Annotated in this window: 12 protein-coding genes and 1 pseudogene; 9 read left to right on the top strand and 4 right to left on the bottom strand. The window is 69.7% G+C overall.

The features are described 5' to 3' along the window. Window positions 1–66 precede the first annotated feature (66 nt). The gene (locus ACFFC4_RS19360; protein ID WP_375503911.1) at window positions 67–537 is read left to right on the top strand and encodes a DIP1984 family protein; all 471 of its coding nucleotides are present in this window, start codon (window positions 67–69) and stop codon (window positions 535–537) included. Between the two features lie 206 nt (window positions 538–743). Here the strand turns inward: ACFFC4_RS19360 and ACFFC4_RS19355 are convergent, their stop codons facing one another. Beyond that, on the bottom strand, window positions 744–1328 hold the full coding sequence (locus tag ACFFC4_RS19355) for an LmeA family phospholipid-binding protein (protein WP_375503909.1): 585 nt from the start codon (window positions 1326–1328) through the stop codon (window positions 744–746). Between the two features lie 65 nt (window positions 1329–1393). Here ACFFC4_RS19355 and ligA point away from each other — a divergent pair, with 65 nt between their 5' ends. Together ligA and ACFFC4_RS19345 are read left to right on the top strand one after the other, a co-directional pair. Continuing rightward, the gene (gene ligA / locus ACFFC4_RS19350) at window positions 1394–3583 is read left to right on the top strand and encodes an NAD-dependent DNA ligase LigA (RefSeq protein WP_375503907.1); all 2190 of its coding nucleotides are present in this window, start codon (window positions 1394–1396) and stop codon (window positions 3581–3583) included. Between the two features lie 307 nt (window positions 3584–3890). After that, window positions 3891–4310, top strand: a pseudogene (locus ACFFC4_RS19345) (phosphatase PAP2 family protein); the annotation flags it as partial. A 173-nt stretch (window positions 4311–4483) separates the two neighbouring features. Here ACFFC4_RS19345 and ACFFC4_RS19340 read toward each other — a convergent pair. Both ACFFC4_RS19340 and ACFFC4_RS19335 read right to left on the bottom strand, forming a co-directional pair. Beyond that, entirely contained in the window at window positions 4484–5380 is an 897-nt protein-coding gene (locus ACFFC4_RS19340) for an oxidoreductase (RefSeq protein ID WP_375503905.1), read from the bottom strand. Window positions 5381–5399: 19 nt separating this feature from the next. Further along, window positions 5400–6065 (bottom strand): ACT domain-containing protein, encoded by a 666-nt coding sequence (locus ACFFC4_RS19335; RefSeq protein WP_375503903.1) that lies wholly within the window; start codon window positions 6063–6065, stop codon window positions 5400–5402. A 98-nt stretch (window positions 6066–6163) separates the two neighbouring features. Here ACFFC4_RS19335 and gatC point away from each other — a divergent pair, with 98 nt between their 5' ends. The 6 genes from gatC to ACFFC4_RS19305 all read left to right on the top strand — a co-directional run bounded on the left by gatC (window position 6164) and on the right by ACFFC4_RS19305 (window position 11703). Next, window positions 6164–6484: an Asp-tRNA(Asn)/Glu-tRNA(Gln) amidotransferase subunit GatC gene (gene gatC / locus ACFFC4_RS19330; RefSeq protein WP_375503901.1), complete on the top strand. Its 321-nt coding sequence runs from the start codon at window positions 6164–6166 to the stop codon at window positions 6482–6484. Window positions 6485–6547: 63 nt separating this feature from the next. Beyond that, on the top strand, window positions 6548–8053 hold the full coding sequence (gene gatA / locus ACFFC4_RS19325) for an Asp-tRNA(Asn)/Glu-tRNA(Gln) amidotransferase subunit GatA (RefSeq protein WP_375503899.1): 1506 nt from the start codon (window positions 6548–6550) through the stop codon (window positions 8051–8053). Next, window positions 8050–9534 (top strand): Asp-tRNA(Asn)/Glu-tRNA(Gln) amidotransferase subunit GatB, encoded by a 1485-nt coding sequence (gene gatB / locus ACFFC4_RS19320; protein WP_375503897.1) that lies wholly within the window; start codon window positions 8050–8052, stop codon window positions 9532–9534. Before gatA ends, gatB begins: the two co-directional genes overlap by 4 nt. A gap of 138 nt (window positions 9535–9672) precedes the next feature. After that, window positions 9673–10119 carry a DUF4126 domain-containing protein gene (locus tag ACFFC4_RS19315; RefSeq protein WP_375503895.1) on the top strand — a complete coding sequence of 149 codons (447 nt, stop codon included), beginning with the start codon at window positions 9673–9675 and terminating at the stop codon, window positions 10117–10119. A gap of 17 nt (window positions 10120–10136) precedes the next feature. Then, window positions 10137–11204, top strand: coding sequence for a hypothetical protein (locus ACFFC4_RS19310; protein ID WP_375503893.1), 1068 nt, complete (start codon window positions 10137–10139; stop codon window positions 11202–11204). Between the two features lie 4 nt (window positions 11205–11208). Further along, complete coding sequence (locus ACFFC4_RS19305) at window positions 11209–11703, top strand: hypothetical protein (RefSeq protein WP_375503891.1); 495 nt, start codon at window positions 11209–11211, stop codon at window positions 11701–11703. Window positions 11704–12215: 512 nt separating this feature from the next. Here ACFFC4_RS19305 and ACFFC4_RS19300 read toward each other — a convergent pair. Continuing rightward, the gene (locus ACFFC4_RS19300; protein WP_375503889.1) at window positions 12216–13712 is read right to left on the bottom strand and encodes a hypothetical protein; all 1497 of its coding nucleotides are present in this window, start codon (window positions 13710–13712) and stop codon (window positions 12216–12218) included. Window positions 13713–14119 lie beyond the last annotated feature (407 nt).

Raw genomic sequence — 14119 nt, 5'->3', positions numbered from 1 at the left:
AAAACCCGTCGTCCTCGTCGCCGTGACCGGCCATACTCGGCACCGGTTCAACGATGGGAGGACGAGATGAAGCTGGCCGAGGCGCTGTCCCAGCGCGCTGATGCGGTGCGCCGCGTCGAACAACTGCGGACGCGGGTCACCCACAGCGCGCGGTTCCATGAGGGCGAGGAGCCGGCGGAGGACGCCGTGGCGCTGCTCGCCGAGAGCGAGGAGGTTCTCGCCGAGCTGCAGGACCTCATCCGGCGCATCAATCGCACCAACTCCGCAGCCGAGATCGGTGCCGACGGCACGCTCACCGACGCGCTTGCGCGGCGTGACGTGCTGCGTATGCACCATGCCGTGCTGACGTCCGCCGCCGACGCCGCATCCGGGCGCGCCGAGCACGGCTTCGGGCGACAGATGCGTTCGGAGTTGCGCATGCTCTCGGCGCTGCCGGTGGCCGAGCTGCGGCAGCGGGCCGACGGGGTCGCCCGCGATCTGCGCGATCTGGACGTGCGCGTCCAGCGGGCCAACTGGGAGGTCGACCTGCTGGACTGAATGCAAGGCACACGTGAGCAGGTAGCTGACGCAGAGGCGTGCACGAGCCCGCCGGGCCGACGGGTGAAGATCGGCCCACTTTCCGGCACGAGGGGCAGTGCCCTGGGGTCATCCCCGACGCACAGAGCAGCCCAGCACGGCGTACCGGTGACGGAGCACGACGCACGGGTCACCACCGGGTGCAGATCTGCGGCAGTGAGGGTGGGTCAGGGGATCTCACGTCCGTCGCCGTCCGGCGCGGTCTCGGTGACCGGGGGCGTCGGACGTGGGTCGCTGCTCAGCCAGACGTCGGTGCCGGCGAAACCGATCACGATCCCGCCCGGCTCGGTGGTGACGTCGGTGAAGGTCATGTCTGAGGGCAACGCCAGCGGCAGGACGAACTGCGGCAGGCGCGACGACAGCATGCTCAGCAGCGGTAGACCCTCGAGGTGGCCGAAGCTCACCACGATGCGGTGATTGTCGACGCGCACCCGCGCCCCGGCAGTCACGGGCAGGCGCCGGCCCAGGACCTCGACGCTGCCGGTGATGCGGATCCCGCCGTCCGGCCCGTCGGACAGTACGAACTCGGGTCGTGCGAGGCCTGCCACACCGACGACGAACTGGTCGACGACCTCGGGGCGGGCCAGCGCCGCGGTGAGGTCGGCCAGGCTGACGGTCATGGAGCCGGTGACATTCTCTGCGGATTGTGGGGCGAAGGAAGCCGCGCCGCGGGCCAACCGCAGGCCCGTGACCTGCACGTCGAGCGCTGCGACGCGGATGCCGGCCCGCGAGATCAGGAAGTCCATGTTCATGTCGGCAACGACGCTAGCGGCTCGCAGTCCGGTGCGCTGTCGGAGGCTGCCGTTAGATTCGTGACGTGACTGAGGGCACGGGCACGGGCACGGGCACCGAGCCGGCGACGCCGCCGAGCGACGCGCGCGACGAGCACGCGCGGTTGTCACAGCAGCTCGACGACGACCAGTACCGCTACTACGTCCTGGACGAGCCGTCGGCGAGCGACGCCGATTACGACACGCGGATGCACCGGATGCAGGAGCTCGAGGACAGCTACCCGGAGCTGCGCACCCCGTCCTCGCCCACGCAACGCGTCGGCGGCACCTACTCGACGCTGTTCACCCCCGTCGATCACCTCGAACGCATGCTCAGCCTGGACAACGCGTTCACCGTCGACGACATGGCCGCGTGGGCGCAGCGGGTCGAGCGCGACGCCGGCGTTGCGCCGGCCTACCTCTGTGAGCTCAAGGTCGACGGCCTGGCGGTCAACCTGCTCTACGAGAAGGGTCGGTTGACCCGCGGCGCCACCCGCGGCGATGGGCGCACCGGCGAGGACGTCACCCCGAACATCCGCACCATCGCCAACATCCCCGAGCGGCTCACCGGCGACAACCTGCCCGACGTCCTCGAGGTCCGCGGCGAGGTGTTCTTCCCGGTCGCCGAGTTCGAGCAGCTCAACGCAGCGCTCGTCGAGGCGGGCAAGACGCCGTTTGCCAATCCCCGCAACACTGCCGCGGGGTCACTGCGCCAGAAGGACGCCCGGGTCACCGCCAGCCGCAACCTGGCCATGGTCGTGCACGGCGTGGGCCGGGCCGTCGGCGGTCCCGCGGTCACCGCGCAGTCCGAGTGGTACGCCGTGCTCGCCGCCTGGGGGTTGCCGACCTCCGATCGCGCGAGAGTCCTCACCGGTCTCGACGACGTCACGGAGTTCATCACGCACTACGGCGAGCACCGGCACGACGTCGAGCACGAGATCGACGGTGTGGTGGTCAAGGTCGACGACCTGTCGCTGCAGCGTCGGCTTGGCTCGACCAGCCGCGCACCGCGCTGGGCGATCGCGTTCAAGTACCCGCCGGAAGAGGTCAACACCGAGCTGCTCGACATCAGGATCAACATCGGGCGGACGGGCCGCGCCACGCCGTTCGGGATCATGGCGCCGGTCAAGGTCGCCGGCTCCACCGTCGAGAATGCGACGCTGCACAACCAGTGGGAGGTCGCCCGGAAGGACGTCCGCATCGGCGACACCGTCGTGCTGCGCAAGGCCGGCGACGTCATCCCCGAGATCGTCGCGCCCGTCGTCGCACTGCGGCCCAAGGGCACCCGGCGCTGGAAGATGCCGACCCGCTGCCCGGCTTGCCGGTCCACCCTCGCGCCCGAGAAGGAGGGCGACAAGGACTACCGCTGCCCGAACACCCGCAGCTGCCCGGCGCAGCTACGTGAGCGGCTGTTCAGCCTCGCCTCGCGCAGCGCGTTGGACATCGAGGCGCTGGGCTACGAGGGGGCTGCCGCGCTGCTCGAGTCCAGGGTGCTCAGCGACGAGGGTGACCTCTTCCTGCTCGCGCCCGATCTCGAGGGTGACGACAGCCAGGCCCGCGCCCTGCTGGCCCGCGTGCCGCTCTACACGCGAGCGGCCAAGAAGAGCGACCCGCCCGAACAGGTGCACGACCCGGGTGACGGGCAGGGCCGGGTGCTCTCGGCCAACGGCGAGAAGCTGGTCGCCAACCTGGCAGAGGCGAAGGGTCGGCCCCTGTGGCGCATCATCGTGGCGTTGTCGATCCGCCACGTCGGCCCAACGGCGGCCCGGGCGCTGGCCACCCACTTCGGCGATCTCGACGTCATCCGGATGGCCGGGGTCGAACAGCTGGCCGAGGCCGAGGGCGTCGGCGGCATCATCGCCGAGGCCGTCGCCGAATGGTTCAAAGTCGACTGGCATTGCGACATCGTCGACAAGTGGGCTGCGGCCGGCGTACGCACCAAGGACGAGGTCGACACGTCGATTCCGCGCACGCTCGAGGGCCTGACGCTCGTCGTTACCGGATCGTTGTCGACGCTGTCCCGGGACGAGGCGAAGGAGCTCGTACTTGCTCGAGGCGGCAAGTTCTCGGGCTCGGTCTCGAAGAAGACCGACTACGTCGTGGTCGGCGAGAACGCAGGAAGGAAGGCGGAAAAGGCGGCACAGCTGAGTGTGCCGATCCTCGACGAGGACGGCTTTCGTAAACTGATGGAGCACGGTCCGGCACCAGGGTCGGACGACGGTACGACCGCCGACTGAACCGAATGTGGTGAGGTAGGTCACTCACGACGCACACGCACGGCCGCTGACTGGGTACCTCACAGCTTCCTATGGAAAGAACGTCCCTGTGGCTCTATCCGACGCGTTCGCCGGCCGTGAGCGCCGGAGGGTGAAGCGTCGGCCGTCGCGCCGCGTGGTGGCTTTCTGGGTCTTGTTGCTGGTCTACGTGCTCGTGACCCTCGGCGTCGTGTACCGCTCGCCGTTGCTGACGCTCGACACCGACCTGTTCAAACTCGACCTGCAGCGGCGCTACCCGGACTGGAAGCCTTGGGTGAAGGCCTACGTCATGCTCGGCCAGCGCGGGCCCGCCACGCTGCTGTTCCTGCCCTGGTTCTGCTGGGTGGCGTGGCGCAACCGCACGCCGCGTCCGCTGCTCACCCTGGGCGTCGCGCTCGTGCTGCTGAACATCAGCGTCGGCGTCGTCAAGCTGGCCACCGGGCGGCTCGGACCGCTACAAACTAGCAACACCCACCGGATCTTCGACGGCGGAAGCATCTATCCCTCGGGACACGTGTCCAACGCCGTGGTCCTCTACGGGTGTCTCGCCATGATCGCAGTGAACCACCGCCGGCTCGCCGCCTGCGCGGCTGCCTTCCTGTCCGTGACGGTCGGGTTGGGCACGGTGTATCGCGACACCCACTGGTTCAGCGACGTCGTGGGCGGTTGGATTGCGGGCGGGCTGGTGCTCGTCGCGGTGCCGTGGGCGATGCCCTGGGCCGAGCGGGCCTGGAACTGGGCCTGCACCCGGCTCGAGCCCCGCGCATCGTGGATAACCCGGTTCCGGACCACCGACGGGGGCGTCGTCGTCGAGAGAGCCGACCGTCCGACGCTCCGTCTACTTCCGGTGCCCGAGCACGTCGAGCCCGCCGCCTCGGTGGCTCAGCCGAACGAAACTCCGGTGAGCTCGGTGGCCGCCGCCCACAGCTTCTCGGCCACCCGGATGTCCTTGGACGCCGTTGATGAGTCGACGCGCCGCGGGAACCCGCGGACCTCGCCTATCCCGTCCGGGCCGTAGAACTCGCCGTTGCGTACGTCGGGCATGCTCGCGGCGTAGAGCGTGGGCAACGCTCCGTCGGCGGCACTTTGGGCGACCACCTTGTTTGCCAGTCCCATGACGGCGTCCTGGATCGTGTCGGTGTGCGACTGCAACTCGGTGGCGGCGTACCCCGGGTGCGCGGCAACCGACCTGACCGACGACCCGGCGGTCTCGAGCCGGCGGGCCAGCTCGTAGGCGAAGATCAGATCGGCCAGCTTCGACTGCCCGTAGGCCAGCCAGCGGTGGTAGCGCCGGTGCTCCCAGTTCAGGTCGTCGAGGTTGATCTTGCCTATCCTGTGCGCGCCGCTGGACAGCGTCACCACCCGGTCCGTGACGCGGTCGAGCAGCAGCCCCGTGAGCGCGAAGTGGCCGAGGAAATTGGTGCCGAGCTGCAACTCGAAACCGTCGGCGGTGCGGCCCTGTGGGACGGCCATGATCCCGGCGTTGTTGACCAACACGTCCACTGGTCCGGTGGCCTCGGCGAACTCCCGCACCGACGACAGGTCGGCCAGGTCCAGCGCACGCACGATGATGTCACCGGTCATGGTCGAGGCGGCCCGCTCACCCTTGTCGGTGTTGCGACAGGCCAGGACCACCGAGGCGCCGGCGCCGGCCAGTGCGCCAGCAGTCGCGGCACCCAGTCCGCTGTTGGCGCCGGTGACGACGACAGTGCGACCTGTCTGGTCCGGGATGTCGGCGGTGGTCCAGCGGGTGCGGGTCGACGAGCGCAACAGGGACATCAGCTCAGCGTAGTGGCGGTTAGGAGCTCTCGGCCTGGACGGGCGCCACGGTGGCGGCGATCGCGGCCAGGTGCTGCAGGCGCACCAGTTCCGAGGGCACCCAGCGCAGCGTCGAACGGCCGATCAGCAGCGCGTGTTCGCCGAGCGCGGTAACCGCCAGCTCGGTGCCGAGCCGGCCCCAGTCCGCCGGCGCCCAGGTGTCGTCGGGGTCGAGCGGGCGGGTCGGCGACGGCGGCCACCACGGAGTCGGCAGCGATGTCACCTCCGGCGCGCCACCCCCGGCGGCCAGCACAGATCCCTGCCCGCCGACCGGTTCACCGATCACGAGGGCCCAGCCGGCTCGGAAGACTCGAGCGCAACCGTCGGCCAGCACGGCCAACGGGTCCTCGGGATTGCGGCCGAGCTTGTCGAGCAGTTCCAGCTCGCGATGCGGGTCGATCTGTCCGTGGTAGGGCCGGATCGACTCGACGTAGACGCCCTCGACGGTGCCCGCGGCCGAGACCAACGAATCGGCGAGCTTGTCCGAGGGCAGTTCGACCACGAAGTCATCCGTCGCGGTGCCGCCGGGAGATCGCTGGATGACGTCGATGCTGAGGATGTCGGCGCCGACGGTTCCTAGGGCGGTGGCCACCGCGCCGAGTGCTCCCGGCCGGTCGGGCAGCACGAGGCGCATCAGGTAGGACACGCGCACAGGGTGCCGCATGGACGTGTCGCGGTCATTACGACCCCCCGGCTGCACGACCTCCGACAACGCGGTGCGGGCCATCCGTAGACTCAGGGGTCGTGTCCGAACCCACGCCTCGCGTCAGTCGCGCCGACGTCGCGCATCTGGCCCACCTCGCCCGCCTCGCCGTCAGCGACGAGGAACTGGACGTCTTCGCCGGCCAGCTCGACGACATCCTGGGCGCAGTGGCCCGGGTCAGCGAGGTTGCGGCCACTGACGACGCAGCCATCCTCCCGATGACTCATGCGGTGACGATGACCAACGTCTACCGCCCCGACGAGGTCCGCCCCTCGCTGCCACGCGCGGACGTGCTTGCGGGCGCACCCGCGGTCGAGGACGACAAGTTCCGGGTGCCACGCATCCTCACCGAGGAGGGGTGAGCGACGCTTGCGGAGCGAACAGAAGGCGCGGCTGCTCTGCCGCTCGAACGAAGTGAGAGCGTAATGACCGAGTTGATCACTTCCACCGCGGCCGAGCTGGCCGGGCTTGTCGCGTCCGGCGAGGCGAGCGCGGTCGAGGTCGCCCAGGCCCACCTCGATCGGATCACTGCCGCCGACGGCGATCTGCACGCGTTCCTGCACGTCGACACCGAGGGCGCGCTGGCTGCGGCGACCGCCGTCGACGAAGCGCGCGCCGCCGGCCGACCGCTCGGCGCGCTGGCCGGTGTGCCACTGGCCATGAAAGACGTGGTCGTCACCAAAGGGTTGCCGACCACGTCTGGCTCGAAGATCCTCCAGGGCTGGCGCCCACCCTACGACGCGACCATCACCACCCGCATCAAGGCCGCCGGCGTCGTCATGCTCGGCAAGACCAACATGGACGAATTCGCCATGGGCAGCTCGACCGAGAACTCGTCGTACGGACCCACGCACAACCCCTGGGATCTCAGCCGCATCCCCGGCGGCTCGTCGGGCGGCTCGTCAGCTGCGGTTGCCGGCTTCGAGGCTCCGCTCGCGATCGGCACCGACACCGGCGGCTCCATCCGCCAGCCGGCTGCGGTCACCGGCATCGTCGGGCACAAGCCGACCTACGGCGGGGTGTCGCGGTACGGCCTCATTGCGTTCTCGTCCTCACTCGACCAGGCCGGTCCGTTCGGCCGCACGGTGCTCGACACCGCCTTGCTGCACGAGGTCATTGCCGGTCACGACCAGGCCGACTCGACGTCGATTAACGCGCCGACGCCGCCGGTCGTCGCGGCAGCTCGCGAGGGCGCGGCCTCGGGCTCGTTGGCCGGCGTGCGGGTCGGCGTCGTGCGCGAACTGGCCGGCGACGGCTACCAGCCCGGTGTGCTTGCCTCCTACGACGCAGCGATCGAGACGTTGCAGGCGCTGGGGGCCGAGATCGTCGAGGTCAGCTGCCCACACTTCGAGTACGCGCTCGCCGCCTACTACCTGATCGCGCCAAGCGAGTGCTCGTCCAACCTGGCCCGCTTCGACGCCGTCCGCTACGGCCTACGGGTCGGCGACGACGGCGTCAACTCCCTCGAGGACGTCATGTCGCTGACCCGCGAGCAGGGCTTCGGGCCCGAGGTGAAGCGGCGCATCATGATCGGCACGTACGCGCTGTCGTCCGGCTACTACGAGGCCTATTACGGCCAGGCGCAGAAGGTCCGCACGCTGATCGCCCGCGACTTCGCCGCCGCGTTCGAACTCGCCGACGTGCTGGTGTCGCCCACCAGCCCGTTCGTCGCGTTCGGAATCGGCGAACGCGCGGCTGACCCGATGGCGATGTACATCAACGACCTCTGCACCCTGCCTGCCTCGCTGGCCGGGGTGCCCGCGATCTCGGTGCCGTGCGGGTTGTCCGTGTCACCTTCCCACCCGCCCCTGCCCGTCGGCCTGCAGATCATGGCGCCCACGCAGGCCGACGACCGCTGCTACCGGGTCGCCGCGACGTTCGAGTCGGTCACCGAGAGACTCAGCGCCCCGTTGGAACTGGTGAAGGCATGACGGTCTACGAGGACGCGCTCGCGACGTACGAGCCGGTGTTCGGGCTCGAGACGCACGTCGAGCTCGGCACCGTGTCCAAGATGTTCTGCGGCTGCTCGACCAAGTTCGGCGCCGGGCCGAACACGCACACCTGCCCGGTGTGCCTGGGCCTGCCCGGCGCGCTGCCGGTGGCGAACGAGAAGGCCATCGAGTCGACGATCCGCATCGGTCTGGCGCTGAACTGCTCGATCGCCGAATGGTGCCGCTTCGCGCGCAAGAACTACTTCTACCCGGACATGCCGAAGAACTTCCAGACCTCGCAGTACGACGAGCCGTTGTGCGTCGAGGGCTACCTCGACGTCCCGTACGGCGACCAGGTCTACCGCGTGGGTATCGAGCGGGTGCACCTCGAGGAGGACACCGGCAAGAACACGCACGTCGGGACGTCCGGGCGCATTCACGGGGCGGACTACTCGCTCGTCGACTACAACCGCGCCGGCATCCCGCTCGTCGAGATCGTCACCAAGCCGGTGCCGGGCGCGGGTGCGGTGGCGCCCGAGGTCGCCAAGGCCTACGTCACCGCGCTGCGCGACATCCTGCGCACGCTCGGCGTCAGCGACGTCCGCATGGAGCAGGGTTCGCTGCGCTGCGACGTCAACACCTCGCTGAATCGCCCGGGCGCCGAGTGGGGCACCCGCAGCGAGACCAAGAACGTCAACTCGCTACGCAGCGTCGAGCGGGCGGTGCGCTCCGAGATCATCCGCCAGGCCGAGGTGCTGAACGGCGGCGGCCGGGTAAAGCAGGAGACCCGGCACTTCCAGGAGACGACGGGCACCACGCGGGACGGGCGCAGCAAGGAAGAGGCCACCGACTACCGGTACTTCCCCGAGCCCGACCTCGTGCCCATGGCCCCCGACCCGGCGTGGGTCGAGCAGCTCAAGGCCGACCTGCCCGAGCTGCCCGCGGCGCGTCGCGACCGGCTGCGGGACGAGCTGGGCCTGTCCAACGACGACCTGCTGAAGATGACCAACGCCGGGGTCGTCGACCTGGTCGGTGCCACCGTCGACGCCGGCGCAGCTGGTGGTGAGGCCCGCAACTGGTGGATGGGTTACCTGACGCAGAAGGCGAATGAGTCCGAGCACGAGGCGGCGGACCTGCCGATCACGCCGGCGCAGGTGGCTCGAGTCATCGAGCTGGTGGCTTCCGGTGAGCTGACTACCGCGTTGGCCCGGCAGGCCGTCGACGGCGTGCTCGACACGGGTTCCGAGGTGGACGCCGTCGTCGCCGAACGCGGACTGAAGGTTGTCTCCGACACCGGTGCGCTCGAGCAGGCCGCCGACGAGGCGATAGCGGCCAACCCCGACGTTGCCCACAAGGTGCGTAGCGGCAAGCTGCCCGCAGTAGGCGCGCTCGTCGGGGCGGTTATGAAGGCGACGCGCGGCCAAGCCGATGCCGCAGCCGTCAAGGAGATCTTGTTGCACAAGCTGCGAGTCGACGCATGACCACCCTCCGCTGCGCTCCGGGCGCCGAAGGCCATGCCCATTCGTCCTGCTCCGACTGCGTCGTCGCATGACTACCCTCCGCTGCGCTCCGGGCGCCGAAGGCCATGCCCATTCGTCCTGCTCCGACTGCGTCGTCGCATGACCATTCGCCGCGCGTTCTTGATCGGCCTGGCCACCGGGTGTCGGAGCCAGGCGGGGTTGGCCGCCATCTCGCTGACCCCGGCCGGGCCGGGGCGCATCGACCGGCTGTTGCACCGCATCGGCGGGCGCACCGGCACGGTGCTGCAGGTCGTCGGCGAGTCGGTGGCTGACAAGCTGCCGGTGACCCCGCCGCGCACGGCGCCGCCGGCGCTGTACGTGCGGCTCGGGCTCGGCGCCTTGACCGCGGCGGTGCTGGCCTCGCGCTGCGGGGAGTCGCTTGCGCCCGCAGCCTTGGTAGGCCTGCTGGGTTGCGCCGCGTCGACCTACGCCGGCGTGCCGGCCCGAGGCGCGCTCGCCGCCCGCTTCGGCAGCGACCTGCCGGGTGCGCTGAGCGAGGATGCGCTGGCGCTGGGGCTGGCCTTCGTCGCGGTCCGACTGCCCTGACCCGGGCGATCGCCGCGGTGGTCGGCGGCCTGCTGCTGGTGCTGTCCGCGCCCGCCATCGCCCGGCCGCAGGTGCTGTACCGATTCGCCGACCCGCGCATCGACGAGGCAAGCGGCATCGCGGTCGGCCTGCGCTCGCCGGGTGTCGACTACGTGCAGAACGACAGCGGCGACACCGCGCGCTTCTTCGCGATCGACGCGGCTACTGGCCGCACCGCGGCCACTGTCACCGTTCCGGGTGCGACCAACGTCGATTGGGAGGACATCGCGGTTGCACCTGACGCCGCGGGTCGTTCGTCGGTGTGGCTGGCCGACATCGGCGACAACGACGCGGTGCGTTCGGAAGTACGGATCTACCGCGTCGACGAGCCGCGCATCGCGCCAAATGCCCGCGACCGTCGCGTGCGCAGTACTCGGCCCGACGTCTGGCGGCTGCGCTATCCCGACGGCGCCGTGAACGCCGAGTCGTTCGCGGTGACGCCCACCGGCACCGGCTACCTGATCACGAAGTCGCTGCTGGGATCTTCGGTGGTCTACCGGCTACCACCCCGACCCGACGCGGCGCACGTGCAGACCCTCGTGCGGGTCGGGGCGATCACCTTCGGGGCCCGGCAGAGTGACACGCGCTTCGGCGCGATCGGGACGCTCACCGCGACCGGTGCTGCACTCTCGCGAGACGGCTCGGTCCTGGCCGTACGCACCTATGCGGACGCCTTCCTGTGGCCGGTCCGTGGCAACGATGTCGCTGCCGCGCTGCGCCGGGCCCCCACCTGGGTGGCGCTGCCCGTCGAGCCGCAGGGCGAGGGGATCGTGATCGACGGCAGCCGGCTGCTCGTCGACTCCGAGGGCGTGGGCACGGCGGTGTACGCCGTGCCGCTGCCCAGGCTGCCGGCACCGAGCACGCCGAGCACGCCGAGCACAAGTGTCGTGCCGAGCACCCCGGTCACCTCGCCGCAGCGATCGTCCGCGCCTCGGGCGGCGCGCCATGACAGCGCGTCGAGCACATCCTGGTTGCTGGTCGGCACGCTCGGTGGCGCGGTGCTCGTCGCGGCAGCCGTCACCTGGCGATGGCGCCGGGCAAGATGAGCCCATGCCGCTGGCGCTGAACCACCCCGTCGAACTGTCGCTGTGGATAGCGCTGGGTTTGCTGGTGCTGGCCGTGCTCACCGCGGTCGCCGGCCGCTGGCTTTTCAAGCGCGGCTTGCGTGAGCCGTTCGTCGTGCGGCTGATCAACCGCGGCTCCGATCGCATCGTGGAGGCCGTGAAGCGCCCGATCACCATCGCGGTGCTCGACGAGGTCGCCAGCGTGCTGGAGACCGGCAACTACACCCGCAACATCGCGTCCGCGTTGGAGGAGAACCGCGCCGAGCTGATGGAGATGGTGGCCGAGAAGATCAAGGACGACCCGACGGCCGGTGCCATCAACCTGCTGCCCTTCCACGACCGCATCATCGCTCAAGCGAGTGAGACGACGCTGCGCGTCATTCTCGAGGTGTTGGCCGACCCGCGCACCGACGAGCTTGTCTCCGACCTGCTGCGCGACAACGTCAACCAGATCCGCAAAGCGGTGCGTGAGCAGACCTGATTTCGAACCGCTGGTCATCGGCTCCCGGCGGTGCCAATCGAGGAAGCAGGGCGGGATCTCGCACCCGCGACGCGCTCGTAGACGTGCATCGCGGAGCAGCTGTCAGTCATCGTCGGTGAGTGCTCTCACGCTCATCGTCATGCCTCGATGATCCTGCGCGCTGCTGTTACGCCCTGTTGCCCGGCATCGCCGCCGGCGCCCCCCATGGCGTCATCAGGCTCGGGCACGCGGCCGTAGCCCTGGACGCGCTGGAGACAGCGCCCCGCCTCGACGAGCTCGCCCATGCCCCCGGGTAATGGGCCGCGAGCTGGCAACCGGTACCCCTGATCCATCCGACCGCGGCTCGCCCAACTTGCCACGACCGCGGGATGGGCACAGACGTCGCGACCGGCACGCACGAGTGCCGACCAGCTACCCACGCGGCTGGCGACGCGCCGCGACTCCCCGACGTGCGGCGGCCACGGCACACAGCCGTGGCCGCCGCCGACAACGGGTCAGCTCCGCGGCTGGCTTCAGCTTGAAGCGCGCGCGAACGGGGCGAGACCTTTCGGCGAACCTACGCCGGTCGGGCCGTCCCAGCCCTTGCCGGATACGCACAGCTGCACGTCCCAGCCGTAGCTCGGGCAGTAGTTCGGCGGGGCGTTTGATCCGACGGTGATGTCGTTGATGGTCGACTTGGGCGCCGTGTAGATCGTGTTCGGGCCCAGGACGGACTTGCTCGCCGTGGCGCGCGCGTACATGCCGGCCAGGAACGGCGAGGAGACGCTGGTGCCGCCGACGACAAGGAAGCCGTAGGGCACTCCCGAACCCGGCGCGTAGCTGTCGTAGACGGCCACCCCGGTGTAGGGGTCGGCCACCGCAGACAGATCGCTGGCGGCGCGGCCGCCGTCGCAGTGGTCGCTCACGGACTTCGGCTGACCCGCGGCGGGCGCGACGTCGTACGTGCAGCCACTACCGGCACCGTTCCACGCGGTCTCGCTGTACTTGCGCGCTGTTTGGCTCGGGAACAGCGACGTGCCGCCGGCCGAGGTGACGGTCGGCAGGTCCTGGGGCCAGGACGTGCCGTCCAGGGTGTCGCCCTGATCGGAGTACTGACCGAGGAACCCGCTGTCGCCGGAGCTGGACACGATGGGCATGCCGGGCTGCGTCATCAGCTTAGCGACCGTCCCGGAATCGGCGTAGCTGTCGGTCGGGTAGCCATAGCTGATGCTGACAGCCGACGCGCCGAGCTTGCGCGCGGTCTGAACGCCGGTGGCGAAGTGCAGGATGGCGTTGTGCGTCGCTTGCTCGTCGCCGTAGAAGCCGTCAACCAGGGGAACCTGCATCGAGATGATCTTGCATTTCGGGCATGCGGCGGACGCCATGTCGACGTCCAACGCAGTCTCGACCGCGATGTCCTCTTCACCGAACTGGTCGTCGAGGTCGGTCGCGGGCGCGTACGGCGCGCCACCCTTGTAGTTCACCTGCTTGAAGCAGCCGCTGGACTTCGTGCAGGCCGGGAGCCCGTAGGTGGAGCGGTAAATCGACAGATCCGACTCCAGCGTCGGGTACGCGCCGGCACCGATCACGACGATGGTCCCGGTGCGGGACGGGGCCGAGTCGAGGCCGTAAGCGGTGGACAGCTCATTAGCCCCGTAGCCGACCGGCGGGGCGATGGCGTTGGGTTGCACGCCCGAGGACTTAGGCGGCGCAGCCGAGGTAAGGAGCGCCGGGGCGCTCTTCGCGGCGGTCTGCTTGCTGGTGATGACCTGGACATCGCAGCGCAGCTTGGCGGCTCGGCACAGCTGCAGCGAGCTGGTCGAACGAGACAGCCGGCCCGCGCGCAGATCCGAGTGCAGCGCGGCAGCCTGCGCCGAGGTCAGGCGCTGGATCCGATTGGGCGCCACCACGGCACCCGCGGGCGAGGCCAGCGCGACCACCGACGCAGCGCCGGCGGCCGCCACGACGGCAGTAGCCAGCCATCGAGACAGGCGGACCCGGCGGCGCGTAGTGATGTGGGTTTGATGCATCGACTGTCGTCCCCCTCGTGGAACTTTCATTGGAATATCGATTGGGCACACAGGTGGCCCCTCCCGCAGACACATCTAACCGGACGATCGGTGCGCCGGAGGCCACATCTCGACGTTTTCCTTGCCTGCGTCTTCGAGCCGGTCCCCCGGGCGCCGTGGCATCCTCCTCAGCCCGCTCCTCGGCCGAGGCAGATCAGGTCAAGGCGTCACCTATCCGTGCAGCAGACCGGTTCGGACACGGCTGCATCATCGCGATCTTCGACTTATGGCTCAACTGGCAGTCAGCCCAATCGGATCGCCAGATCCGGATGGCGCCGGTTCACTCTTCGTCCGGCGGATTCTGCAGGCGTACGACGGCGTCACGGAGTTCGGGGAGGTCGTTGGTGACCGTGGCTTGGACGATGGCG

It is taken from the genome of uncultured Jatrophihabitans sp. (assembly GCF_964244045.1).
Classification (GTDB): domain Bacteria; phylum Actinomycetota; class Actinomycetes; order Mycobacteriales; family Jatrophihabitantaceae; genus Jatrophihabitans.
Note: the sequence above shows the minus strand (reverse complement) of the source record. Positions and strands in the feature narration are given on the sequence as shown.